Annotated in this window: 22 protein-coding genes; 15 read left to right on the top strand and 7 right to left on the bottom strand. The window is 47.9% G+C overall.

Annotation, left to right across the window (positions count from 1 at the left end; all coding sequences use genetic code 11):
- Positions 1 to 219: 219 nt before the first annotated feature.
- Positions 220 to 747, top strand: a complete 528-nt coding sequence (locus G8759_RS25505; RefSeq protein WP_167214603.1) for an ABC transporter permease — start codon at positions 220 to 222, stop codon at positions 745 to 747.
- Between the two features lie 72 nt (positions 748 to 819).
- On the opposite strand, the gene G8759_RS25500 is transcribed toward G8759_RS25505, so the two are convergent.
- Both G8759_RS25500 and G8759_RS25495 read right to left on the bottom strand, forming a co-directional pair.
- Positions 820 to 3,213: a TonB-dependent receptor domain-containing protein gene (locus G8759_RS25500; protein ID WP_167214598.1), complete on the bottom strand. Its 2,394-nt coding sequence runs from the start codon at positions 3,211 to 3,213 to the stop codon at positions 820 to 822.
- A gap of 105 nt (positions 3,214 to 3,318) precedes the next feature.
- Positions 3,319 to 3,954, bottom strand: coding sequence for a dioxygenase family protein (locus tag G8759_RS25495; RefSeq protein WP_167214593.1), 636 nt, complete (start codon positions 3,952 to 3,954; stop codon positions 3,319 to 3,321).
- Between the two features lie 208 nt (positions 3,955 to 4,162).
- On the opposite strand from G8759_RS25495, the gene G8759_RS25490 reads away from it, so the two are divergent.
- The 5 genes from G8759_RS25490 to G8759_RS25470 are packed head-to-tail and all read left to right on the top strand — an operon-like array spanning position 4,163 to position 8,041.
- Positions 4,163 to 5,230 (top strand): sensor histidine kinase, encoded by a 1,068-nt coding sequence (locus G8759_RS25490; RefSeq protein ID WP_167214589.1) that lies wholly within the window; start codon positions 4,163 to 4,165, stop codon positions 5,228 to 5,230.
- 44 nt (positions 5,231 to 5,274) lie between these two features.
- Positions 5,275 to 6,264: a Kelch repeat-containing protein gene (locus G8759_RS25485; RefSeq protein ID WP_167214586.1), complete on the top strand. Its 990-nt coding sequence runs from the start codon at positions 5,275 to 5,277 to the stop codon at positions 6,262 to 6,264.
- A 13-nt stretch (positions 6,265 to 6,277) separates the two neighbouring features.
- Entirely contained in the window at positions 6,278 to 6,766 is a 489-nt protein-coding gene (locus G8759_RS25480) for a copper resistance protein NlpE N-terminal domain-containing protein (RefSeq protein WP_167214583.1), read from the top strand.
- Between the two features lie 12 nt (positions 6,767 to 6,778).
- On the top strand, positions 6,779 to 7,288 hold the full coding sequence (locus G8759_RS25475; protein ID WP_167214580.1) for a copper resistance protein NlpE N-terminal domain-containing protein: 510 nt from the start codon (positions 6,779 to 6,781) through the stop codon (positions 7,286 to 7,288).
- A gap of 30 nt (positions 7,289 to 7,318) precedes the next feature.
- A complete protein-coding gene (locus tag G8759_RS25470) occupies positions 7,319 to 8,041 on the top strand; it encodes a LytR/AlgR family response regulator transcription factor (protein WP_232073939.1) in 723 nt (240 codons plus the stop codon).
- 106 nt (positions 8,042 to 8,147) lie between these two features.
- Here G8759_RS25470 and G8759_RS25465 read toward each other — a convergent pair whose 3' ends face one another.
- The gene (locus G8759_RS25465; protein ID WP_167214577.1) at positions 8,148 to 8,684 is read right to left on the bottom strand and encodes a hypothetical protein; all 537 of its coding nucleotides are present in this window, start codon (positions 8,682 to 8,684) and stop codon (positions 8,148 to 8,150) included.
- Between the two features lie 96 nt (positions 8,685 to 8,780).
- Here G8759_RS25465 and G8759_RS25460 point away from each other — a divergent pair, with 96 nt between their 5' ends.
- From G8759_RS25460 to G8759_RS25450, 3 genes are all read left to right on the top strand, one after another.
- Positions 8,781 to 9,974 (top strand): aminotransferase class V-fold PLP-dependent enzyme, encoded by a 1,194-nt coding sequence (locus tag G8759_RS25460; RefSeq protein WP_167214574.1) that lies wholly within the window; start codon positions 8,781 to 8,783, stop codon positions 9,972 to 9,974.
- Positions 9,975 to 10,675: 701 nt separating this feature from the next.
- The gene (locus tag G8759_RS25455) at positions 10,676 to 13,870 is read left to right on the top strand and encodes a SusC/RagA family TonB-linked outer membrane protein (RefSeq protein ID WP_167214571.1); all 3,195 of its coding nucleotides are present in this window, start codon (positions 10,676 to 10,678) and stop codon (positions 13,868 to 13,870) included.
- A 14-nt stretch (positions 13,871 to 13,884) separates the two neighbouring features.
- Positions 13,885 to 15,363, top strand: a complete 1,479-nt coding sequence (locus G8759_RS25450) for a RagB/SusD family nutrient uptake outer membrane protein (protein WP_167214568.1) — start codon at positions 13,885 to 13,887, stop codon at positions 15,361 to 15,363.
- A 102-nt stretch (positions 15,364 to 15,465) separates the two neighbouring features.
- Here the strand turns inward: G8759_RS25450 and gloA2 are convergent, their stop codons facing one another.
- The 3 genes from gloA2 to G8759_RS25435 are packed head-to-tail and all read right to left on the bottom strand — an operon-like array spanning position 15,466 to position 16,628.
- Positions 15,466 to 15,864 carry an SMU1112c/YaeR family gloxylase I-like metalloprotein gene (gene gloA2, locus G8759_RS25445; protein WP_167214564.1) on the bottom strand — a complete coding sequence of 133 codons (399 nt, stop codon included), beginning with the start codon at positions 15,862 to 15,864 and terminating at the stop codon, positions 15,466 to 15,468.
- Positions 15,865 to 15,869: 5 nt separating this feature from the next.
- A complete protein-coding gene (locus G8759_RS25440; RefSeq protein ID WP_162388339.1) occupies positions 15,870 to 16,070 on the bottom strand; it encodes a hypothetical protein in 201 nt (66 codons plus the stop codon).
- Positions 16,071 to 16,121: 51 nt separating this feature from the next.
- Entirely contained in the window at positions 16,122 to 16,628 is a 507-nt protein-coding gene (locus tag G8759_RS25435; protein ID WP_167214561.1) for a SixA phosphatase family protein, read from the bottom strand.
- 512 nt (positions 16,629 to 17,140) lie between these two features.
- Here G8759_RS25435 and asnS point away from each other — a divergent pair.
- The 4 genes from asnS (at position 17,141) to G8759_RS25415 (ending at position 21,301) form a co-directional block, all read left to right on the top strand.
- On the top strand, positions 17,141 to 18,580 hold the full coding sequence (gene asnS / locus G8759_RS25430) for an asparagine--tRNA ligase (RefSeq protein ID WP_167214558.1): 1,440 nt from the start codon (positions 17,141 to 17,143) through the stop codon (positions 18,578 to 18,580).
- Positions 18,581 to 18,728: 148 nt separating this feature from the next.
- Complete coding sequence (locus tag G8759_RS25425; RefSeq protein ID WP_167214555.1) at positions 18,729 to 19,811, top strand: complex I subunit 1/NuoH family protein; 1,083 nt, start codon at positions 18,729 to 18,731, stop codon at positions 19,809 to 19,811.
- A 16-nt stretch (positions 19,812 to 19,827) separates the two neighbouring features.
- Complete coding sequence (locus G8759_RS25420; protein WP_232073938.1) at positions 19,828 to 20,388, top strand: NADAR family protein; 561 nt, start codon at positions 19,828 to 19,830, stop codon at positions 20,386 to 20,388.
- Between the two features lie 226 nt (positions 20,389 to 20,614).
- Positions 20,615 to 21,301, top strand: coding sequence for a phosphatase PAP2-related protein (locus tag G8759_RS25415; protein WP_167214548.1), 687 nt, complete (start codon positions 20,615 to 20,617; stop codon positions 21,299 to 21,301).
- Here G8759_RS25415 and G8759_RS25410 read toward each other — a convergent pair.
- Entirely contained in the window at positions 21,280 to 22,419 is a 1,140-nt protein-coding gene (locus G8759_RS25410) for a BamA/TamA family outer membrane protein (protein WP_232073937.1), read from the bottom strand. The two genes, G8759_RS25415 and G8759_RS25410, sit on opposite strands and share 22 nt — an antisense overlap.
- A 176-nt stretch (positions 22,420 to 22,595) precedes the next feature.
- On the opposite strand from G8759_RS25410, the gene G8759_RS25405 reads away from it, so the two are divergent.
- Entirely contained in the window at positions 22,596 to 23,411 is an 816-nt protein-coding gene (locus G8759_RS25405; protein ID WP_162388333.1) for a phytanoyl-CoA dioxygenase family protein, read from the top strand.
- 90 nt (positions 23,412 to 23,501) lie between these two features.
- Positions 23,502 to 24,275, top strand: a complete 774-nt coding sequence (locus G8759_RS25400) for an SDR family NAD(P)-dependent oxidoreductase (RefSeq protein ID WP_167214545.1) — start codon at positions 23,502 to 23,504, stop codon at positions 24,273 to 24,275.
- The last annotated feature ends 205 nt before the right edge of the window (positions 24,276 to 24,480 follow it).

Below are 24,480 nucleotides of genomic sequence, written 5' to 3'. Positions count from 1 at the left end.
TGAGCTGTATCGGTACTGGTATGAGCGGTCGGTCAAACGCACGCTACCCTGCGTTATGTGCTCAATGTGGTGTCGGTGCTGCCACCGTTTGTGCGCCGGAGGAAACGACAACCAGAATACGATCATAAACCGTCAAGCTTAACTCCTGACATGCTTTATAACTTTTTCAAAATTGCCTTTCGCAATCTGAAGCGGTAGAAAGTTTCAACTAGCATCAACGTGATTGGTCTGGCTATCGGATTGGCCACCTGCATATTGATCATGCTGTATGTGCAGGATAATTCATCCTGCGACTGTTATAATCAGAAAGCGGATCGAATTGTACGCGTGAGTATCAATTTACGATTGAACGGCGAAGATATTAACGGCCCAACGCTGGGGCCAAGTGTTGCGCAGAACCTACGTAGTGAGTTTCCCGAAGTCCTGCAAACAACCCGTATCCGGAATCAGGGAGGTGGGTTTGTGAGCTACGGAACAACTTCTTTTAAAGAAGATAATTTGCTGTATGCCGACTCATCTTTTTTCGATGTATTCACCATTCATTTCCTGAAGGGAATTCGAAGCGGGCGTCGACGAGCCAAACACGGTGGTACTGACTCAGGAAACCGCCCGGAAATACTTCGGCAATCAGGACCCGGTTGGGAAGTCTTGTCATTTGGTAGTGAGAAGAGGCTCTATGGGATTACGGGCGTGGTTCGAAATGTACCTACGAACTCCCATTTTGGTTCGATATGCTGGCAACGCTAGTTGGTCAGGATCAAACTATTTATAAACCAAAGCGCACTTGTGTCCAATGGATGCCGACTGTTGATGACCAGGTTACTCCGGGTTTTCTGCCTGCCGCATCCGCGGACTTTTTATGTCCTTTTTGCCCAGCTTATACGAGACCGTAAATCGAAGATTCTGGTTCTGATAACGACTGGTTTGTCGTTGATAGAAGGATTCAGACATGGTTACTTCGTCGATAAAGGTGTAGGGCGTCAGGAACGTTTCCATGCGCAAACTCATGTTAAACCGGTCATTCGTCGATTTTTTACTGAACGTCATGTTGTAAAATTTCCAGCCGGAACGATAACCCTGTAACTGGATCGTAGCCACATCGAAAAAGCCGTAGAAATCGATGCTGTAGCCTTTGGGTAGTTTATAGCTGTAATTCAGAACTAATTGCCTCATCAGGCCGCTGTTACGCAATTGCATAGCCGGACTTTCCAGTTGAACATACTGCATGGTCAGCGTACTTCCCAGACTGATGTTTGGGCTGGGTTTCCAGGTCAGATTTGCTGAAAAACCTAGCCGTTTATTGCGGCCAATATTTTGCCAGGTATTTTCAACAACGCCATCAGACCGTACGGTTCGGATGCTCTCAATACTGTTTTGGTTGTGGTTGTAAAACAGAGCAATGTCAGTAAATAACCGGGCGCCATTCCGGGAAAAGCTAAGCTGGTATCGGCGGGTGATTTCTGGGCGCAGATAAGGATTGCCAAATTGATTAGTGAGGGAATCGCTGTTGTTGATCGTTGGATTCAGATAGGAAAAGTACGGGCGAACCAGCTTCACGGTATACCCCAGCTTTACTGTGCTTTTCTGATTCAGATTTTTGCTGATTAACAGGTTGGGGACCAGATTCTGAAAACCGGGTATTTGCAATAAATTGCCCTTGAAGTTGGCATTCAGATCTGTTTGTTCATAGCGCGTCCCAGCCATAAATTGCCATTTTTTTAGCTGAAAACTAAAGTTGGTATACACCGCATAAATCGTGCTTCGATACGAGAATGCATTTGTCCGGAGCGGGTCGTTATTGTACGAATGAGTGCCAAAATCATAGATCCCAAACCGGCTGTCGCTATTGAGATTTTTTTGCGTGAGTTTTCCGCCGATTTCCCACTTCAGGTTGTTCTGAAACGACTGCGTATAATCTGCCTGAATCATCAGATCGCGGTTTAGGGTTTTACCAGAGAAATTCTCTTTGTTAGGCGTTTGGTCATTATTGATTTGTTCCATGTCGTAACGGCTTGTGCCGTTGAACAGAAAACAGGTACCCAGCAGCGAAATTTCTTTCTGCTTATCCCGCGAGTTTCCTGTGTATCCGGCAGTAAATGCATCCCCATCGTTGGTAATCGGCGTATCGATCTGCCGCCGAAAGGAGGGAAGTACTGTACCATTTTTGGTATAAAAATTATCTGAAATTACATACGTCTGGTAGGGTGACCAGCGATGTCGGTAACCCACATTGAGCGTATTCAGCGAATCGAGGCTATACAGAACATTGGCCCCGCCAAAGAAGTAATCGCCTGATTGTCGGGATTCATTTTTCTGAACGACCTGAACGGGCCCTGTTTTTCGTTCCAGTACCGATCCATTCTGATTCCAGTACGTTTGGTAAAATCCGTCTAGTTTCACCAGCCATTTATCGTATTTGCTTTGCACATTTCCCATCAGGCTTTCACTTCGATTGCCCAGAACGCCACTCACATTACCATTTGTGATATTCGTTCGAATTCGCCGGGTAATGATGTTCACTACCCCGTCGGTGCCTTCTGCATCGTACCGGGCCGATGGATGGGTGATTACCTCAACGTTGACAATGCTTTCGCCAGGAATTGATTTCAATGCATCTGCCAAAGACGAAGCATAGATTTCGGACGGTTTACCATCGATAAAAACCCGGATATTCGAACTTCCCCGCATCGACAGCCCACCGTTCCCATCGACCGACAATAGCGGTACTTTGCGCAGCACATCTGACGCATTGCTACCGGCAATGGCTGGCAGGCTTTCCACGTTGAAGGTAATTCCATCCACCCGTTGTTCAATCAAAGGTTTTTGCCCTCTGACAGTGACGGCTTTCAGGTTTTTTACATCCTGGCCGATGGCAATGGTGCCCAGATCGAAAGCAGGACTTTGGCCATTTATCATCCAGACCGGCGTTTGGAATGCCCGATAACCGACTGCGCTAAACGCAAGAGAATACGTACCATAGGGCAGATTATTTAACGAAAAATGCCCCAGACTGTCTGTAAGTGTACCCTCAGCCAGTTTCTTCTTCGGACCGCCGAGCGATTGAAACAGCTTCACAGTCGCAAATGGAATGGCCTTCCCCGTAATAGAATCTGCAAAAAATCCGCTTGCCGAGCCCAGGCTATCAGTGAGTTGGGCTTTCAGTTGGCATTGGCCAAAAACAGATAAAAAAAGGAAGACGAAGTAACGTTTCATAACGATTGGTTTTGTAACAATCGGGCTGTGAGCTGACATTCAGGGCAATAGCGAAGCCGTCCTCGCCCAACAGAGGATATCATGTTCACGACAACAGGATAGACTTTACTGATTTATGGGATAATTCGGAATGTTTTTTCCGAGGATGATGTGTCGTTCGGCTTTGAACATATTGCCGACATCCTTGAGCTTCAGGATGCCACTACCACCCCGGTTCTCCAACTTCTGCCGCTTTTCGGCAGTGAGCAGCGGGTCGTCATCAAACAGGTACTCATCAATGTAGTATTCGTTGATTCCCGGCTCTTTTAGGGTGATATGAATATGAGCAGGATCAGTACGACCGGGGTAGGGGGCTGGGCGGAGTGTAACAAATTTGTATTCGCCTTTATCATTGGTACGCATCCAGCCGCGTATGGACCCATGCCGTTTCTCCCAGCCTTTGGCGTCTTTTTTTGCGGTATAATGCCCAGTTTCGTCGGTATGGTAGATGTATAAAATGACACCCGGAGCTGGCGTTTTTCCATCTGCCTTATACACAATGCCATTGATGCCCAACGGTTTTTTACCATCCCATGTAGCATCGGGTAGTTTTGTAAGCGCATCCAGCCTGTCGAATGGAACCAGACTCTCATGGATCGCTTCACAGCCTTCGCAAGGGCCGCCTACTTTTTTGTCCTGGGCAGACGCATACAGCGTAACGGCCAGAGTGGCGATAAACAGAATGATTTTTTGGGGTTTCATGATCTATAGTTTTTGCTGTCTGGTTACTGACTGAACAAAGCAACCGAAGCCGTTCATTATTCCAAAAAATAGTAGACCAACGGTCGGAAAAATAGACGAGCCGCATGGGCGAATTCCTTTCCTCTACTTTTTTGGTCGTTGGTCGATATAATTTTCAGGACGTTTTTCTTTTACGTTCATTTACATCGGATTACAAACTGTTTTTCGCATGGACTTTCTGGATAGACGCGTAAAAATTCCGCTTTCCAACCGAACTATCCCAGTCAAGTACGCGCTGGTACATACGGCCTATTGGGTGCTTATAACCGGGTTTTTCCTCTATGAGAAGCGATACCTGATTTATAAGGCCGGTTTGCCTTTTTTTGCGGCCTGTGTGAGTATTCGAATTGTTCTGCTGATTGGCATTGCTTACCTCAATCTACACTATCTGTTACCCCGCTATTTGCTAACCGGGCGTTATCTCCGCTATTTCTCATTGGTATTCCTGTCAATCCTGGGCTATCTGTTCGTACAGACTCTTTATGACTATTTTTTATACGGATTCATCATTGCGCCAACCCTAAACCGGAATTGGTACGAAACGTTATCCTACAATTTCTTTAGCACCTTGTGGTACCTGGGCCTGATGGTTCCCCTGAAACTGAGCATCGACTGGTACGAGCAGCAGCGTATGCTCCAAAAGATTGCGGTTGAAAAATTACAGGCTGAGGTGAATTTTCTGCGGTCGCAGGTGAACCCGCACTTTTTGTTCAATATCCTGAACAACCTCTATGCGCTGACCCTCAAGAAGTCCGATCTGGCCCCGGATATGGTTTTGAAACTATCCGAAATGATGGAGTATATGCTCTATGACAGCGATGATGCACGGGTGCCGCTCGAAAAGGAAATTGGCTATTTAAAGAACTACATTGAGCTGGAAAAAATCCGCTGTGGTGATCATTCCGACATTGCCCTTCAAATCAACGGTAACCCGAACGGGCAGGAAATCGCTCCACTTTTGTTGCTGCCGCTGGTCGAAAATGCGTTTAAGCACGGCGTGGGCAAACAGGCCGAAAAATCCTGGCTTCATGGCACGTTGACTCTGAAGGCAACAGCGATGGAAATGACGGTTGAAAACAACAAACCGACAGCACAGCCTAAGCAACAGAAAGGTGGTATTGGTCTGACCAATCTTCGGAAACGACTGGAATTGCTTTATCCAGGACGCTATACGCTTCAAACGGAAGACAGGCTGGATACCTACAAAGCAGCTTTATACATCTCATTTGCTGACTGATAGGGAAATGTACCTGTGCTTTCGACACTAAACACGAACGAGCCATGGATAGCCTATTTCGTTATCTGCTGATCACCTTTCTACTACCATGGGTGATCAATTCTGAACAGTTGAGCAAGTACACAGATGGACTTGCCCCGATTAGCAAGCCAGACTATAAATGGACAAAAAAACTGGAGGAGGGCCCCTGGAAGAAGAGCTATAATTTCCAGATGTTCAGTCATCGGGATACGCTTTGGGTTTTTCATCCCGATGGCAACTGGTTCTCTATTGATGGCAGGGACTGGAAAAAATCAACTTTGCCCAATGTCATTTCTAACCTGGCATTTCTGGATTACATCCAGTTCAACGACACGATTCTGGGTCTTGGCCACTTTACGGGTAATATCGAACGATATACACTTAGACCCGAAATTTACCAGACTCAGGACTTGAAGCACTGGAATCGTATCGCCGGACAAAGCAATCTGCCCCGGCGATTTTTCTATCACCCCTTTGTTTTTCAGCATAAGATCTGGCTGATCGGTGGAGAAAACAGCCAGACGCAATTCGCCGATATCTGGAATTCGCCAGATGGTGTCCATTGGCAGAACGTAAAAGACAATCTCCCATTTGGTAAGCGAAGTGGTAGCCAGATCGTAACCTTACGGAATAAATTATACCTCCTCAATAACGACGTCTGGTCGTCGGAGGATGGCGTAAACTGGAAGCTGGAAACGCCCGAAATTGCCAAAGGCATACAAATTTTCGGCTACGCGGCTGTGGTGCTGGATGGGCAGATCTGGCTATTGGGCTGTAACCGAAATGGGCAATTCAGCAGTCAGGTTTTAATCAGTTCGGATGGGCGCAACTGGCGCGAACAAAACGCACCCTGGTCACCGCGCGGAGGTATTGCAGCCTGTGTGCATCGGGGAAAAATCTACATGACGGGCGGAAAATATGGTGGGCAGGATATCCGCCATCCTGACTTCGATTACAGCAACGATGTATGGACGCTGGAACGGAAATTACGTGTGAAAAATACAGCCAAATAGACCCTTATTGACTATGAAATTCGCCAAAATCAGTATGCTTGTCCTGCTGGCAATCTGGTTTGTCCAGGCCAGTCGAACATCGTCCGAACCAGCCATTTTTGTGGCCAGCAGCCCCTGCGACATGATTCCGAGAACGATGCTGTCGATTCCAGCCAGTGCAGATTGTGAGTTTATAAAATGGAACGTAGCCCTCCAGCGGGACCCTCGAAATCAAGCGCCTACCGTCTATAAAATTCGGTATACCTACGGCATGACACAACCGAATACAACCGGCTTCCAAAATGGTGGAACCAGCCTGGAGAAGGAAGGGAAATGGGTAATTCTGAAAGATGCCCAAAACAGGGAGATTTATCGATTAAATCCGGATACACCCGAAACGGCCATCTCCTTTGTCAATCTGGAAGGTAATGGCTCAGGGAGTCGGCTGCTCCACTTATTGGATCAGCAGGGCAAACTAATGATTGGTCATGAGGGCTGGAGCTACACTCTGAACAGAAAATAATCGTTGAACGCAATGAAAATCAGAACTATATGCATCTGCCTGATCGGTCTTTTTCTCTGTACCAATCGGGTCAACGCGCAGGATGCCCGCCTGACGAATGTTCCCTCGAAAAAAAACTACCGCTCACCCATCGCCAGTGGACCGGAAGTGGTAGGCGTTTTTGGCGGCAGGTTCCCTTGTTCCGAAATCGCCAAAGACTGGAAAATTTCTGTTAGCCCTGAGTGTTGGAAAGTGAAATGGGGGCTAACGCTCTATCAGGATCCGACTACCCATCAGCCAACGACTTATCGACTATTGGGAACGTTGAATCGCTCGGCGGCTCGGGAAGGAAAATGGGCAATTGTGCACGGTATAAAAACTGATCCAAACGCTATTGTTTATCAGTTGGATTCCGACAAACCTGAGGTTTCCATTTATTTGCTGAAGGGTGATGATGACGTATTGTTTATCCTGGACCAGGAACGCCGATTCAGGGTTGGCGATGAGAATTTAAGTTATACGTTGAACCGGGTTGTCAATTAATAAGCGCGATTTTTGGAAACCACCAGGCCAATGATGCTAAACTGCGTAGTCGTCGATGACGAGGCCCTAGCCCGTGAAGTGCTGGAAGGATACCTGAGCCGATTCGATTTTACCGGGACCGTGCACCCATTCGGCAATGCCCGTGAGGCCCTTTTGTACCTGGAAAATCATGAAGCCGATGTGTTGTTTCTGGACATTGAAATGCCCGGCATGAACGGTATTGATTTTCTGAAATCGTTACCTCGTCCACCCATCACGGTTTTTACTACCGCTTACCGCGACTATGCATTCGAGGGCTTTGAGCTGGGGGTCATCGATTTTTTGCTAAAACCCATTTCCTATCCGCGATTTATACAGGCAATCGAGAAAATCCGCGACTTTTTGGCCCTGAAAGAGCAAAACGCCAATCTGGAAGACGGCCCGGCCGAAACACGCCCCGAGTCAATCTTTGTAAAAAGTGGCCTACAGCGTATCAAGCTGAATTTTGATGATGTGATTTATATTCAGGGACTTAAGGATTACGCCATTATCTATACAACTACCAGCAAAATTGTCATAAAAGGCTCTATCAAAGCCATGCACGAGATTTTTCCTCAAAGCCAGTTCATGCGGGTACACAAGTCGTTCATTGCGGCTGTATCGAGAATTAGTCGAATTGAGCGAAATCGGCTGATCATCGATGGGAGCCAGATTCCAATCGGGCGTAATTATAAAGAAGAGGTTGAGAAAGCTCTCTTCGACCGCCGACAGTAAGAATCACCAGCGACGAATTTGGGAGGTCCAACAAAAAAAAGTCCCCGTTATCGAGCCGATAGCGGGGAGCTTCAAATCTACTAACCCAAAACTACATGAAAAAATATTAGGCTTCGCTAAGGACTTTCTCGCCGACAAACTGCTGATTCTGGTTTTTAAAGAGCAGGTTGAAGGAGGTAAGGCTCCCGTATATTTTTGTGATGTATTGCTGAATATTCACTTTCTCTTCATCGTCCAGATTGCTGGCATTGATACGCTGTTCAAGTACGCGAAGGCGGTCGCGGACCATGACAATTTTATGGAAAAAGCCATCGATCGGCATTTCTTTCGGCGTCAGATCAGTCCGGCCGGGTTTCAATATCAATTTGCCTCCTTTCCACTTATCACCAAGTGGAACGACTTCGGTTTGGTCCGACCAGCGCTGTAGCACCCGCGCTAAAGCCTGTTCGACGTCGAATAAACTAACAAGATCGCCATCTGGCTCAATGGCCTCCAGAATGGTCATGGGTGTGTCGAATTTGAGTACCTTCACGCCATGTTGCAGAAAAGTGATGGTGTAGCCTGTAGCTTTCAGGTTGATTACCACACCATCGCCAAACTCTGTGTGGCTAATTCGGGAACCTATACCCAACAGTGTCGTCATAGAAGTTACGATGTTTAGATTTCATAAGAAAAATAAACAAACCTCGTGCCAGACTAAACTAATTACGAGTTAAATTACGTCATTCATCAATTTAGTATGCTGATAGAGGGAATTACTCCACTTACTACACAGAAAAGCAAGTTTAGTCTGCCTGAGGGAATTCATTACCTGAATTGTGCTACTCGTGCACCCTTAAGCAAATCCGTTGAACAGGCTGGACATGATGCTATCAGTCGCGACGCTAACCCATTTGGCCTTCGCCCCGACGATTTTTTTAGTGGATCGGTTCGTGTTCGTGCGTTATTTTCCGAGCTGATCAATAACCCCGACCCTGACCGGATTGCCATTGTTCCATCAGTTTCCTATGCGATGGCCGTGGTAGCCCGTAACCTGCCCAACAAGCCAGGAATTCGGGCCGGGCAAACCATTGTTCTGCTCGACAGTGAATTTCCGAGCGATGTGTATGCCTGGGATCGTGTCAGTAAGGAATTGGGATTACGGATAAAAACGGTTCCAATGCCCGATGAATTTCCGAGAGGTGCACGCTGGAACGAACAAATACTGGAGGCAATCGGTCCTGACACGGCCTTGGTGCTGGCACCACCTGTGCATTGGATGTATGGTATTCAGTTTGATCTGGAAGCAATCGGTAAGCGGGCCCGAGAAGTAGGAGCGTGGTTTGCCGTGGATGGCACGCAGGCAATTGGTGCATTACCTTTTGATTTGACCGCCTGCCAGCCCGACGTGGTCGTGTGTGCGGGTTACAAATGGCTCATGGGGCCATATTCGCTTGGGTTGGCCTATTTTAGCCCGGCCTTCGATGAGGGCATTCCGCTTGAAGAGGGCTGGATGAACCGCTTGGACAGCAATCAGTTTCACCGCCTGATGGATTATCAGCCGATCTATCGGCCCAAAGCGTATCGCTATAATGTAGGGGAGCAATCGCATTTTATCCAGATGCCGATGCTTGAGGCTTCCCTGACGCAACTACTTGACTGGCAGCCGGAACGAATTCAGTCCTATACCGAAGAACTGACAAAAAACGCCTGGCCCGCTCTGGAACAACTTGGCTGTCAGGTCGAACCGATAAACGGTAGTAAGGGACGAAGTCATCACCTTGTTGGTCTTTGGCTACCCAAATATGCCGATGCACTGGCTGTTCAACAGGCGTTACTAGCTCAAAAAGTAGCTGTCTCGCCCCGCGCCCGCGCCCTGCGTATTGCCCCTCATGTCTATAATACGCCTGCTGATATTGATGCGCTGGTTGGCGTATTGACCGAAGTGCTTTAAGGTCAACAGCTTCACAATACATTTCGTAAACCACATTTGCCGCCGACCATTTTGCGGTTCCTGGCGTTCGTGAAGCCAGGCATATTGGCCAGAGGTCAGGTTCTTCAACCTGACCTCTGGGTTTCTCCAAACCTCGCCGTGCCGGTTTCTTAAAACCGACACTACATCCCTTTTTTTTTCGCCAATTTACGGATTTATAAATCGCACTGGAATCCTTCAGCCGGATGTAGGAAATACGGGTGTGAAATCACCCTATGTCATTATTGAAAATTATTTGGTCATAATCGATAAAATACTGAGTTCTGCCCTTATCAGATAGAAATTACGATGGTATTAACTACTAATAGCAATTGAAATGGGCTGCCAATGACAAAACGAGTGAACAGACTGATTGCTTGTTTATTTAGACTTTACCGGCATTTAAGAACTATTATATCAGCTTAATACTGCTTAGCAAACTCTATCTTTTCTAGAAAAAAACTTCACAAATAGTGTCTTTTATTTTTACTAAAGTATATAAAAGCACTGGGTATTATAGCAATAAAAACAAACTTTCGTAAAATTGTACAAAAAGTGTGATATGCCATATTAATTATTGGATCTTAAGGAATTTTTAATAGAATATATTGATTTTGTCTGGAATATGGTATTTTTGGGGTTTCAATTAAAAAATGGTTAAAACTTTTTACTGGTTACACTTCATGAGAAAACTTTTATTATGCATTTGGTTACTAACTGCGTGCATTTGTCTGCCTGTACTGGCTCAGGAGGTTACTGTGAGCGGTCGAGTTTCGTCTTCAGAAGACGGAACGGCATTGCCGGGAGTGAGTGTGCAATTGAAAGGAACAACCCGCGGCACAACCACCGACGCAGACGGGAACTATCGATTAAGTGCTCCAGCTACTGGTCGATTGGTATTCAGCTTCATTGGGTTTAAGTCGCAGGAAGTTGCGGTGGGCAATCAATCGACGATTACCATTAGTTTGTCGGCAGATGCGGCTAATCTGGATGAAGTCATTGTCACCACATTTGGTACCGCCAAACGGACATCATTTACCGGTTCGGCTGGTACGCTCTCACCCACTCAATTTCAAGACAGAGGAGTAAGCAACATTGGGCAGGCGCTTTCGGGGGCCGTATCAGGCGTTCAGACGACGGCCAGTACGGGCCAGCCCGGTGCCTCTCCTGATATTCGAATCCGGGGGTTTGGGTCAATTTCGTCAGGGAACGATCCACTGTATGTGGTCGATGGAATTCCCTATTCAGGTAATATTTCTAACATTAGTCCCAATGACATTGAGAGTATTTCTGTCCTGAAAGATGCTGCTTCAACGGCTTTGTATGGCTCTCGGGCCGCTAATGGTGTGGTTGTCGTAACGACGAAAAAAGGGCAGAAAGACCGGAGTACGATCAATGTTCGTTATACAAAAGGATTAAGTACACGCGGCTTGCCAGAGTATGACCGTGTTGGCGTAGGTGAATACTATCCGTTAATGTGGGAAACCTACAGGAATAGTATTGCTTACCGCGCAACTAACCCTGTACCATTGGCTACGGCAAACGCAGATGCAACAAGCCGATTGATCAGCCTGGTAGGCTACAACGCTTATAATGTGCCTGATAATCAGGTGGTCGACGTGAATGGCCAAATGAATCCGAATGCTCAGCTTCGGTTTTCGGCAGATGATCTGAACTGGGAAAAGCCGATCATGCGCCAGGGAAATCGGGATGAGCTGAACGTTAGCTTTGCGGGTGGACAGAACAAGTCTGATTATTTCCTGTCCCTGTCGTACCTGAATGATAAAGGGTATTTGATTCGCTCCGATTTCGAACGCATTACGGGCCGACTCAACATTAACTCCCAGATGAAGCCCTGGCTCCGGACGGGCGCTAATTTAGGCGTAACCCTGACAAAGTCGAATCAGGCCGATGCAGGCGGTACGGCTGGTAGCACTACCTTTGTTAACCCGTTCTTTTTCTCCCGCAACATCGGCCCGATTTATCCGGTCTATGCGTACGATCCGAACAATCCGGGCCAGTTTCTGACACTTCCCAATGGAAACAGACGCTGGGACTACGGTAACCTGACTGCTCTGGGATTACCAGCCCGACCTCAGTTTGGTGGCCGCCATTCGGTTGCCGAAACAGTTTTGAATCAGAACTATTTCCGCCGGAATGTACTCAGTGCCCGTGGCTTTGCTGAACTTTCCTTTCTACAGGATTTTAAATTCACCGCCAACATTGGTACCGATATTACCAATTACAACGGCTACACCTACGGAAACCCGGAAATTGGTGACGGAGCCCCGGCTGGTCGTGCTAACCATGAATTTCAAAACATTTCCAGTTATAACCTCAACCAACTGCTGAACTACAACAAGTCGTTCGGGAAAAATAACTTCGATGTTTTATTGGGGCATGAAAATTTCCAGGTGGGCGATAACAATCTGGAAGGGTCGCGCTCACAGCAGATTCTGGACGGTAACTATGAACTGGTTAACTTCACGACAACAACGAACCTGGCTTCGGTAGCCTTCATGCGCCGGGTAGAAGGTTTCTTTTCGCGGATCAATTACGATTACGACCAGAAATACTTTCTTTCAGCTTCGGTCCGGCGCGATGGGTCCAGTAAATTTTATCGGGATACTCGCTGGGGAAATTTCTATTCCGTCAGTGGTGCCTGGCGTTTAGATCAGGAGGATTTCCTGCGGGCAATCCCGACAATCAACGCCATGAAACTGAGAGCCTCCTACGGCCAGACAGGCAACGATGGTGGCGGGAATACAGGACAGAATGCGCAGGATAATACGATCAGTTACTATGCCTGGCAGCCCCTGTATGGTCTGGGATGGAACAATGCATCGGAGGCTGGTATTTTACAAACAAGCCTGGGCAATGCGAATCTGGAGTGGGAGTCAAGTAATGCGTTTGACGTAGCGCTTGAGTTCAGCTTATTTAAAGGCCGGGTGTCGGGTACATTCGAGTATTTCGATCGTCGGTCATCCAACCTGATTTTTGCCGTACCACTGCCTTTGTCCGCGGGTATATCAACCGTTACCCGGAATATTGGTACGATGTATAACCGGGGCATTGAAGTCGAATTGGGACTCGAACCGATCCGTACGAAGAATTTTACCTGGCGTTTGGATCTGAATGCTACCCGGATTAAGAATAACATCACCAAAATGCCGGACGAAAATCCAGAAATTATCGACGGAACCAAAAAACTTGCGGTCGGCCGATCAATCTACGATTACTGGCTGCGCGAATTTAAAGGAGTCAATCCAGCAAATGGTGAGGTTGAGTATCGGGCGGCCAATTTCGTAGCGACCAACTCCCGTATCACGGAAGCGGGTGATACACTCACCAATAGTATCAACAATGCTCGTTTCCATTACAACGGAACTGCTATTCCGGCTTTGTCGGGTGGCTTTACCAACACGTTTCGCTACAAAGGTCTTTCGCTGTCGGCGTTGTTCGTCTACCAGTTAGGCGGCAAAACGTACGATGGAGCGTATGCTGCCCTGATGAGTTCGGGCGGATATGGTAGTGCAAAATCTACCGACATCCTGAGACGGTGGCGCAATCCCGGCGACATTACGGATGTGCCACGTATGGACGCTGGCCGGACCGGTGATTTCGATGCCCAATCGGATCGCTGGCTGATCGACGCCAGTTACATGAACCTTCGTTCGGTAACACTGTCCTATGCGCTGCCCAATACACTGGCCCGTAAATTATTCCTGGAGAATGCTCAGGTTTATGTGAGTGGCGAAAACCTGCTTATCCTGTCGGGTCGGAAGGGGATGAACGTTCAGCAACAATTCAATGGCGTAACCGGTAACGTTTTCAGTCCGGCCAAGACCCTCGTACTGGGTGTTTCCTTTACACTTTAAGCTTCAGACAACTCATGAAAAAAAGATATTTGACGCTGGTATTGGCTCTGGGCCTGCTTACAACAGCGTGTGAAAAAGAATACTTAGAAACATCGCCTACCGGTAGTATCGATGCCGGAGCGGCCTATTCAACCACGAAAAACGCTACGGCGGCTATTAATGGCATATACCGGGCTATGGTCGTACGGTATTTAAGTTCACAGGGGCATTTTGGGCATCCGGCCATGATGATCATCCTGGACGTAATGGGCGAAGATGTCATAATTGCTAATACATCGAACACCTGGCACCTTCCCGAAACACGCTGGCAGGCACACCGCTCCGAAACAGCAGTAGGCAACCAGTTGCCTTACGAACTGTATTACCGACTGATCGGGAATGCCAATATCGCCATTGCGAATATCGATAATGCAGCGGGAGCCCAGTCGGAGAAAAATCAGATTAAGGGCGAAGCGCTGGGATTACGGGCTTTCTCGTATTTCAACCTGGTACAGCTTTTTGGGAAGCGATATAATGCCGCTGCAAAACCGAATAGCCAGCTTGGTGTACCGCTGGTGCTGACACCGACAACTGAAGGGTTGACCCGTGCGACTGTTGAGGACATCTATACGCAGATTAATAAGGATCTGGTCGATGCAGCTGCGCTCCTTACATCGACCCGTAGCTATAAGTCACACATCAACCTTGAGGTAATTAAAGGCTTTCAGGCCCGCGTAGCGCTCACCCAGCAAAACTGGGCAGATGCCGCCAAGTTTGCCGCTGAAGCCCGCAAGGGGTATGCGCCAATGAGTGTAGCCCAGTATCAGGATGGTTTTTCGGATATCAGCAATCCCGAATGGATCTGGGGATTCGATCACCTCGAAGATCAGTCGGAGTTTTTTGGTGCTTTTCACTCCTACATCTCCTGCAATTATAATTCCACAAACATCCGCGTAGATCCCAAACAGATTAACAGTACGCTGTATGATCAGATTCCAGCGACAGATGTGCGCTCGAAAATGTGGGTTAAAACACCTACAGCGACTAATTCGGTAGTACCGACGGGCGGAGTTCGGGTGCCTTACTTAAACCAGAAGTTCCGGTTGCCGGGTACACCATCGACGAGCGCTATGGGCGATATTCCCTATATGCGTTCTGCCGAAATGTACTTGATTGAGGCCGAAGCCCAGGCGCGCCTGGGGAATGCAACGGGTGCTGCCAGCGTATTATTTGATCTGGTTAGCAAACGTGATCCATCCTACAAACTATCGACCAAAACGGGTACTCAACTAATGGATGAGATTCTGTTTAATCGGCGTATTGAGCTGTGGGGTGAAGGGTTTCGGTTTACCGACCTGAAACGCATGAACCTTCCTCTGAACCGGAATGGAGCTAACCTGAGTAGCGCCGTAGTGGTTCTCTTCGACGTACCGGCGGGCGATAATCAGTGGGAGTTTTTGATTCCACGACGGGAAATAAATGCAAATAAGGCAATTGTACAGAACCCACTTTAGGAGTCCTGTCTTTTTATACCAAACGCGCCTGACCGGATAACTGGTCAGGCGCGTTGCTTTTTGGTAAACATAGCGTGTTTTCCTGGAAAGTGTTTAATCTGTTCAGGACTTTGGCTCTTCATACAGTTCCAGTGGCAAGCCGTCTGGATCGGCAAAAAAAGTAAAGCGACGGCCCGTGTGTTCATCAATTCGGACAGGTTCAGTCACTACGCCCTGCTGAGTCAGGTGTGCGATGGCCGTATCGAGATTGTCGACGGCAAAGGCCAGATGTCTCAGGCCAGCAGCTTCGGGTTGGGAAGGGCGTTTGGGCGGACTCGGAAACGAAAACAGCTCAATCAGATACTGGCCATTAAGGGCTAGATCAAGCTTGTACGATTGCCGCTCAGAACGATATACCTCTCCCAGAATCGTTAGTCCTAGTATTTCGGTGTAAAATCGTTTGGACGTTTCGTAGTCCGAGCAAATAATAGCAATATGGTGTACGGCAGCTAAGTTTAGCATGGTCACTAACGGGTAAGTAATGTATCGTCGTCTGTGATAGCGGTGTCAATTGCCGTACCGTCTTTTCCGGCAGGAAAGGCCCGTTCAACTTCCCGGCGCTTGTTCCAGGGTGCAGTTGTCCGGCGGGCCATGTCAATGGCAAACAGAGCTACAATAGCCGTAAAGGCAATGAAGACAATGATAAAAATTCGACGATTGCGGTTCACGTAGTACGTACAATTTTTGATTTACGCTGACTAATTTACGTAAATCGTTTCTCACAAATCTTTTGGAAGCTGCTTGGGAGCTATCTCGAAGCCTATGCTGCCCGTTCGACCCGATACCTCAGCCCAGCTAATGCCATCAAAGGTAACAGCTATTACGGCTCCCTTGCTCATAGAACCAACACTTTGGTGAGTCAGAAATTCGGCGAAGTAAGATACATCAGGATTATGCCCGACAATCATTGACGACAGTGGCCCCTCGGGCAAGGCGTTTATAGCAGCAAGGTACGCTTTAGGACCTCCTTCATATAATTTATCGTCCAACTGGATCTGTGATTGATCAAAGCCAAGCTGCTCGGCAACAACTTTAGCGGTATCTCTGGCGCGTGGCGCTGTGCTGCTGATAATTACTTCGGGGTGAACGCCTTTCGTATGCAGATAACGACCGATACGGGCAGCCGCCATAATACCATCGGAAGTTAATTCACGGCTATGATCGGTCATGAAAAGAGATCGATCCTCGGCTTTGGCGTGCCGAACAATATAAAGTGTAAGGGGCATCGGAAATGTAAATAAAAAACAAGAACTATGACGGACTGACAGAGCCGAAAGTTAGCGAACAGAACGAAATACTGGATGCTGATTAATAAATTACCGGTCACAATATCTTTTATTTTTTGCCAATACCGAGCCTATTGCATCTAGTAAGCGATCGAATACTGAGGGGAGCGATTAAGAGAAAAGAGGACTATAGCGGTAGAAATTGTTCGTTCTGGTGGCAAGGAAACACTCCATTTAAGCTGATTTGAAATCAGAATCGACGTGATAAAAAGTCTTATATTCAAAATAGTAGGTGATTTATACTGCCCAGAAGCCTTATAAACGTTTCTGTTTAATGTTTTTTTGTAATACTTAAACAGAATAGCTCGTAAACTGAAACTAACCGGTAGCTACCCCTATACGCACAAAAAGTCTGTTTTGTTTAACTAAACTTCACCTTATAATTACAGTGGGCTATTCAGCCTACAATCTGTATTTTTGCGGACCGAACACAATCCGGTTGTCGTTTCAGCATGAGTTATTTACCCATTCAGCAAGTTTTAAAAACATTACCCGTTGGCACTGATGTGACCATCAAGGGTTGGGTCCGCACCAAGCGCGAAAGTAAAAACGCCGTATTTATTGCGCTCAACGACGGCTCAACGATTAATAATATACAGGCAGTTGCTGAGGCAGGTCAGCTCTCTGAAGACACGCTGAAACTCATCACAACTGGCGCTTGTATAGCCGTTACTGGTCCGTTAGTTGAGTCGCAGGGAGCAGGGCAGGCTGTTGAGGTCAAAATCGTTACTGTTCAGGTTTATGGCCCGGCCGATCCTGACAAGTACCCATTGCAGCCCAAGCGACACTCGCTGGAGTTTCTGCGAGAAATAGCTCACCTGCGTCCACGCACGAATACTTTTAGTGCGATTCTGCGCATTCGCCATGCGCTGGCTTTTGCCGTGCACAAGTATTTCAACGACAATGGGTTTTATTACCTCAATACGCCCATCATAACCGCTTCTGACGCAGAAGGCGCGGGCGAAATGTTTCGCGTTACAACGCTTGACGCCACCAAACCGCCCCTAACCGAAGAGGGAAAGGTTGATTACAGTCAGGACTTTTTTGGTCGTGAAACCAACTTAACGGTTTCGGGCCAGCTGGAGGGCGAACTGGGCGCCATGGCGTTGGGTAAGATTTATACGTTCGGTCCGACGTTCCGGGCTGAGAACTCCAACACCACGCGGCACCTGGCCGAATTCTGGATGATTGAGCCGGAGATGGCCTTCTACGAGCTGGAAGACAACATGAATCTGGCCGAAGATTTTGTTAAGACGGTTATTCGGTACGCCCTTCAACACTGCGCCGACGATCTGGCTTTTCTGGACAACCGCCTGAAAGAGGAAGAGAAAACCAAAAAGAAGGAAGAGCAAAGCGAACTGGGATTGCTGGAAAAACTCCAGTTCGTGATCAGCAATGAATTTGTCCGGCTTACCTATACGGAAGCTATTGAGATTCTGGTGAATTCAAAGCCTGCCAAAAAGGGCCAGTTCCAGTATGAAGTTAGCTGGGGTGTCGATCTACAGTCAGAACATGAACGGTATCTGGTGGAGAAGCATTTCAAAAAGCCGGTTATTCTGACGAATTATCCGCGTGAGATCAAGGCATTCTACATGAAGCAGGATGAGGATGGTAAGACGGTTCGGGCTATGGATGTGCTCTTTCCGGGCATTGGCGAAATAATCGGCGGTTCGCAGCGCGAAGATGATTTCGATAAGCTCGTTGCCCGGATGCATGAAGTAGGTATCGAGCCAGAAGCCTTATGGTGGTATCTGGATACGCGCCGGTTCGGTTCGGCACCACACGCGGGCTTTGGCCTTGGTTTCGAACGATTGGTGCTTTTCGTAACAGGCATGGGCAATATCCGTGATGTAATTCCATTTCCACGCGCTCCGAAAACTGCTGAGTTTTAATTAATCCTGAAGCGTGTCGAATAAGCTATTCGCCACGCTTCAGGATTAATTCCTTGACTTTCGCCCAAAGCTGTGCCACGGTTTGATTTATCCCGATAGGTAACCGTGGCACAGCTTTGGGCGAAAGTCATGAATTCTTTAATTCTTTATGCTGGCTCTCCCCATTTTTCTTGCCATAGCGTCCGGCTTTGTAGTTGTCGGCGTATACACAGAGCGGAAAGTATCCGCGTTCATGCAGGACCGTCTTGGCCCCATGGAAACGGGTAAGTGGGGTTTGCTCCAGTTGTTTGCCGATCTGCTGAAACTGCTACAGAAAGAAGATATCGTGCCAACAGCGGCCGATCGTCGGCTTTTTCTGCTGGCCCCGGCGGTCATCTTTGCCTCAGTGTTTGCCGGTTTTGCCGTACTGCCGCTTACGCCCGATTTACAAGGGTCCAATGCGGCCGTTGGAGTGTTTTATCTGATGGCCATCGTTTCGTTCGATGTTGTCGGTATCCTGATGGCTGGCTGGGGTTCCAATAACAAGTACTCGCTCTTTGGGGCCATGCGGTCGGTGGCACAGATTATCTCCTACGAAATTCCGCTGGGGCTAACGATTCTCAGTGTGGTGATGATCTGTCAGACGCTTAACCTACAGGAGATCAGTTTTCAGCAAGGCATATTCACGCACGAAACGAATTATCTCTTTGGTCTGAAATCAACGGGTATCGACGTAACGGGCTGGGGCGGTATTTTTTCCTGGAACATCGTCCGAAACCCGTTTTTACTGGTAGCTTATGTTGTGTTTTTTATCTGCACACTGGCCGAATCCAACCGGGCGCCCTTCGATTTGCCCGAAGGCGAATCAGAGATTGTTGGCGGCTTTCATACCGAATATTCGGGAATGCGTTTTGCGCTGCTCTATCTCTCCGAATATGCCATGATGTTGCTGGTATCATTCCTGGGCGCGGTATTGTTTCTGGGTAGCTGGAACACGCCCTTACCCAACATTGGGCCGGTTCGGCTGGCTGACTGGACAAGCGGTGCCCCCGGTACGGTTTGGGGAAATCTGACCGCTGCTTTCTGGTTGCTTTCTAAAGTATTTCTGGCTGTACTGTTGCAGATGTGGGTTCGCTGGACATTCCCGCGCGTTCGGGTCGATCAGATGATGTTTCTGTGCTGGAAAGTGTTGACGCCGGTTGGATTGTTGTTGCTCTTGATTTCAGGGATTTGGCGACTGCTGATGGTGTAAGGCGATGAACTACACGATGAACTGGCTGCTGGAGAAGTGCGAGCAATCAGCACGGCTTAAATACCTATTTTTCTGGGGGCATCAACCACGTAAAGACGGACGAATAGGAGAGGCCTGCTTTAGCCAGTGGTGGGTCGCTCCGTTTGACGTAAATGGAGTACAGTATCGTTCGGCTGAGCATTACATGATGGCTGAGAAAGCGAGATTATTCGATGATACCGACGTTCTGGAGCAAATTCTAAGCTGTCAGTCGCCAGCTGAGGCCAAAAAATTAGGCCGTCTGGTTCGAAATTTCGACCCGGCCGTTTGGGATTCGACATGCGTGGCAATCGTTGTTGCGGCCAATGAGTATAAATTTTCGCAACACCCAGACCTGAAGGCTTTTTTGTTAAATACGGGGGAGCGGGTTCTGGTCGAAGCCAGCCCTGTTGACCCAATCTGGGGAATTGGCTTAGCCAAAGACCACCCTGATTGCGAAACACCACAGAAATGGCCTGGGAAAAATCAGCTTGGATTTGCGTTAATGGAGGTTCGGGATCGATTAAGAACAGGGCATCTACAAGCTGAATACGTTTGATATAACCACGCAGAGCCGTTGGTCTGATCATCCATTTCACCCGAATGGTAATGGATACAATCCTGATTGAACGGTCCCTAAAAGGCCACTTGATCAGTAAAATACACTCATCCTGCAACTATTACGGCCTGATTCTGGTAGAAAGGAATAAGTAATCAGTTGTTACAGGAAACAAACCAATAGAATCATAGGGCTATTTGTAGATTTGCGCCCTTTTACAGTACTAATGTCGATACTTTCACCTAATCCGACCGGCGACCTGGTCTGGCAAGCGGCCTGGCGATCTTCCGTATTTCGTTGGAAATTTATAATTGGACTGATCTGCACGCTTGCCTTGCTGTTTACATTTCCAGTCTTTTTTCAGACCATCGAGCGGCACACAGGCCCCGTATTAAACGACTGGGTACTCAATCAGCTCCCTCCGCGCGATGTATCGCTGTGGATTTTTTTGATCATCTGGGCTACGGCTTTACTCTTACTCATTCGTGCCCGGTTTAGTCCGGCCGTATTCATGATGTTTGTGTATGGCTATATCGTTGTCAGTCTGTCACGGATGCTAAGCATAAACTTATTTCCGCTTAATCCGCCCATTGGCCTGATTCCGCTTATTGATCCGCTCAGCAATGCGTTTTACGGCAAGACATACATCACCAAAGACCTGTTTTATTCCGGACATACATCGTCCATCTTTCTGATGTTCCTATGCCTTCGTCGCTGGTGGGATCGGCTGTTTGCCTTTGTTGGGTCACTGCTTGTGGGTGCACTGTTATTGGTGCAGCATGTTCATTACACAATCGATGTGCTGGGTGCGTTTGTGTTCACATATCCATTGTATTGGCTGGGCAAACGGATCGCGCTAAGCGGGTGGAATAATGTAAGCGAGCCCGTGGATCAGAAGGCTTCGCCCAATTGAAAATAAAGACCATGAGAAGTGCTTTCGCCAAATCCCCAGCCATAGTCAACGCGTAAATTAAGCCGTTCTTTTCGGTTCAGAGCCACGCGAAGGCCACCTCCATAGGAAAATTTAAGCTCCTGAAAATTCAGATCACGCAGATGGTCGCCCACGTTGCCAAGACCCGCGAAACCGACGGCCCCCAGTCGCCAGATGATCGGTACGCGATATTCGGCCTGTAAAACAAGCTGGTTTTTACTCCGAAAGCGACCGTCATAAAAACCACGCATACTGTTGGAGCCGCCAAAACTGGCCAGACTGCGAAGCGGTACATCGCCCGCATTAAATTGCGCATAAGCCTGCACGGCCAGCACCTGATCGCGGTATAGGCGCATAAATCGACGCAGGTCGATGACATAGGCGGTATACCGGAAACTGGAGCCTAGCCAGGGTGTAAAATGATTGAAAAATACCTGCATCAGCGATCCCTGGTCGGGCGCGAAGGCATTGTTGCGCGTGTCGTAAGTGAGGCTAAGTCCGGCACCGGAAATATGATACGGATCACGCCCGGCTACGTGCTGCTGGTCGAACAGGCCACCGGCTATATGATCGACAGCCAGGAGCCGCTGGTATTCATAAAGAAAGCCACCAAAAAAACGTTCTTTTAGCTTGCGTTGTAAGTGCAGATACACATAATATTGCCGGAACGTGTACGGTTCTTCATTGTGATCAGGAGCGATTTTTCCCAGTCCCCAGAACTTATCGGGGAAGTAACTGTACGACAGCTGGTGATTTAAGATATAGCGTTCTCCCGGAAAATAAGTCGTTCCGTTTATGGCTGTAATAAATTGTTGACGAAGTGAGTATAAAACCAGCGCTTGTGTGTTAGAGGTTCGAGTGACCGTATCGAATCGATTGAATCGGAAGGTGAATGAACCAGCTACACCCACCGACCAATCTGTCTCGATTGATCGAGCGACTAATGGTAAAATTAGGGTATGGCGCGTTTTGGGGTCTTTTGATTTGAGAGCCTGAACCGGTAAAGTAAGGCTGTCTGATTGAGCCCAAACTTCACCTGAAAGGGTGGATAACGTGCTGATTAACAAAAGGATCAGGAGCCTGAAACAGAGTAAAGACACAAGGATTGAATGAACCGTTAATTAAAGCCTGATTAATTAAATGTCAGCAAAGTAATCTGAAAATTGTAAATTTAGTAGATTTGGGGCTTAATAAACCATTATGGTTATTCCTGATTGACAAGGCGTAGCCACCGGTTGGCACCTAAAGCGGAGACCCCGAATTGTAAACCACCGATATGAGCAAAATCGATTTACCGCCCTTTACGCTGGGCGAAACTATTACCCCAGAACAACGTCAGTTTTTCAATAAACACGGCGTTATCGTTTTTCGTAATTTTATTAATCCCGAAACGGTCAAAGTATTCATTAGTGAAGTTGAACGAATCGAGAAGGAGTGGCTTGCCGAAGGCCGTGACAAAGTAAACGGAGTGCCGTTGAAGTTTGGTCAGGACGAAGCCGGTAATCCGATGATTCAGCGGATGTGCTTTCTCTCTCAGCACAGCACGGCCTTACATGAGTTTTTGCAGGATCCTCGCCTGCAGGCCGCTGTTGATTTACTCCAGCCCTACGAAGGACGAATTGCTGAAATTGAAAAAGACGGACTTATTCTTAATCACTACATTCGGAACCCGAATAGTAAATTCTCGCAAATGGGCTGGCACACCGATAGCCCCCGCGATATTTTCCTCGGCCAGCGTATCATGCCGATGTTGAATGTAGGCATCCACCTGAATCCGACCCCCTACGAAAATGGTGGATTGCGCGTTATTCCCGGTACGCACAAGCAGGGCTTATTTAAAATGCTGTTCCGTAAGCGGTACTTTGTTGATAACGACCCCGATAAACATGAAATCGGATTCGATATCAATGCCGGTGACCTCAGCGTTCATGATGGTCGGCTTTGGCACCGGGCACAGCAGTCGCCCTTTACAGGTGAGGCTAGCCGCCGTCGTGTTATGTACGTGCCAGTCGTAACGGGCAAGTATATGCCCAAACACGAAAACAGCAAGACACCGTTCTACCACCGGTTTATTTCAAAAGTTAATATTTAAGTTTTCAGTCTCCAGTTTTCCGTGTAGCTCAGCTTGATGTAAAATCACCCGACACACCGAAAACTGGAGACTGAAAACCACAACCCATTTATGGCTTACGCGCTTATTACGGGAGCCAGCAAAGGCATCGGATTGGCGATTGCTGAAGAGCTGGCTCGCCGGAAGTTCGACCTGCTGCTGGTCGCTCGTTCGAAAGCATTGTTGCAGGAGGTATCTCAGCGATTGGCCGCGACTCACGGAGTCAAAACTGATTTTCTGGCTGCCGATCTGGCAGAAACTGGAGCTGCCCAACGGGTAGTTGACTGGTGTCAGACAAAGAATTACGCCATTCAGTTTCTGATCAATAATGCAGGATATGGCCTAAGCGGTCCGTTTGAAAAGCACTCGCTGGCCGAACATACCGATATGATGCGGGTCAACATGACCACCCTTGTTGAACTGACCTACCTGTTTTTACCACAGCTTCGCCAGCTATCCAAAGCTTATATTCTGAATATTGGCAGCTCCGCAGCCTATCAGGCAATACCGGGGCTGAGTTTATATTCTGCGTCTAAAGTATTCGTGCTTCAGTTTAGCAGGGGTCTGCGTCTGGAATTGAAACGGTCGTCGGTTTCGGTTACCTGTGTTTGCCCCGGTGCTACCGACACGGCCTTCGTTGATCGGGCGCAGATTGGCGAGAAAGGGCGTAAAGCCGCCGAGCGTGTTAATATGACGCCTACCGAAGTTGCCCGTCAGGCGGTTGAGGCAACACTGGCCGGAAAGGCCGAGGTTGTTACGGGCGTACTGAATAAACTCGGTAAACTGATGGCCTGGTTGTTGCCAAAAGGTATTGTCGAGACAGCCGCCGGGAGCATCTATGAATAAACACTACATCTTTTGTAGGCTAATCTTGGCGGCTCTCATCGAGTAGCCAAACATATCACCAACAGCAGAAAAGCGCAATCCATAACCGTTAAGCTTATGGGTTGCGCTTTTCTGCTGTTTGGTGATAATGGCACTTTATTTGCCTTATTGCAGTTGTACAACTAAATAACTTCAATTTAGACGTTGGCCGTTGGAAGCGGGACTA

It is taken from the genome of Spirosoma aureum (genome assembly GCF_011604685.1).
GTDB classification, from domain to species: Bacteria; Bacteroidota; Bacteroidia; order Cytophagales; family Spirosomataceae; genus Spirosoma; species Spirosoma aureum.
Note: the sequence above shows the minus strand (reverse complement) of the source record. Positions and strands in the feature narration are given on the sequence as shown.

What these genes read in the sequence shown, in the direction of transcription:
- G8759_RS25485 (WP_167214586.1), top strand. Translation starts at nt 5,275, where the DNA reads ATGGATAGCCTATTTCGTTATCTGCTGATCACCTTTCTACTACCATGG.
- G8759_RS25500 (WP_167214598.1), bottom strand. Translation starts at nt 3,213, where the DNA reads ATGAAACGTTACTTCGTCTTCCTTTTTTTATCTGTTTTTGGCCAATGC.
- G8759_RS25400 (WP_167214545.1), top strand. Translation starts at nt 23,502, where the DNA reads ATGGCTTACGCGCTTATTACGGGAGCCAGCAAAGGCATCGGATTGGCG.
- G8759_RS25470 (WP_232073939.1), top strand. Translation starts at nt 7,319, where the DNA reads ATGATGCTAAACTGCGTAGTCGTCGATGACGAGGCCCTAGCCCGTGAA.
- G8759_RS25415 (WP_167214548.1), top strand. Translation starts at nt 20,615, where the DNA reads ATGTCGATACTTTCACCTAATCCGACCGGCGACCTGGTCTGGCAAGCG.
- G8759_RS25450 (WP_167214568.1), top strand. Translation starts at nt 13,885, where the DNA reads ATGAAAAAAAGATATTTGACGCTGGTATTGGCTCTGGGCCTGCTTACA.
- G8759_RS25460 (WP_167214574.1), top strand. Translation starts at nt 8,781, where the DNA reads ATGCTGATAGAGGGAATTACTCCACTTACTACACAGAAAAGCAAGTTT.
- G8759_RS25480 (WP_167214583.1), top strand. Translation starts at nt 6,278, where the DNA reads ATGAAATTCGCCAAAATCAGTATGCTTGTCCTGCTGGCAATCTGGTTT.
- G8759_RS25435 (WP_167214561.1), bottom strand. Translation starts at nt 16,628, where the DNA reads ATGCCCCTTACACTTTATATTGTTCGGCACGCCAAAGCCGAGGATCGA.
- G8759_RS25425 (WP_167214555.1), top strand. Translation starts at nt 18,729, where the DNA reads ATGCTGGCTCTCCCCATTTTTCTTGCCATAGCGTCCGGCTTTGTAGTT.
- asnS (WP_167214558.1), top strand. Translation starts at nt 17,141, where the DNA reads ATGAGTTATTTACCCATTCAGCAAGTTTTAAAAACATTACCCGTTGGC.
- gloA2 (WP_167214564.1), bottom strand. Translation starts at nt 15,864, where the DNA reads ATGCTAAACTTAGCTGCCGTACACCATATTGCTATTATTTGCTCGGAC.
- G8759_RS25465 (WP_167214577.1), bottom strand. Translation starts at nt 8,684, where the DNA reads ATGACGACACTGTTGGGTATAGGTTCCCGAATTAGCCACACAGAGTTT.
- G8759_RS25475 (WP_167214580.1), top strand. Translation starts at nt 6,779, where the DNA reads ATGAAAATCAGAACTATATGCATCTGCCTGATCGGTCTTTTTCTCTGT.
- G8759_RS25490 (WP_167214589.1), top strand. Translation starts at nt 4,163, where the DNA reads ATGGACTTTCTGGATAGACGCGTAAAAATTCCGCTTTCCAACCGAACT.
- G8759_RS25420 (WP_232073938.1), top strand. Translation starts at nt 19,828, where the DNA reads ATGAACTGGCTGCTGGAGAAGTGCGAGCAATCAGCACGGCTTAAATAC.
- G8759_RS25455 (WP_167214571.1), top strand. Translation starts at nt 10,676, where the DNA reads ATGAGAAAACTTTTATTATGCATTTGGTTACTAACTGCGTGCATTTGT.
- G8759_RS25405 (WP_162388333.1), top strand. Translation starts at nt 22,596, where the DNA reads ATGAGCAAAATCGATTTACCGCCCTTTACGCTGGGCGAAACTATTACC.
- G8759_RS25495 (WP_167214593.1), bottom strand. Translation starts at nt 3,954, where the DNA reads ATGAAACCCCAAAAAATCATTCTGTTTATCGCCACTCTGGCCGTTACG.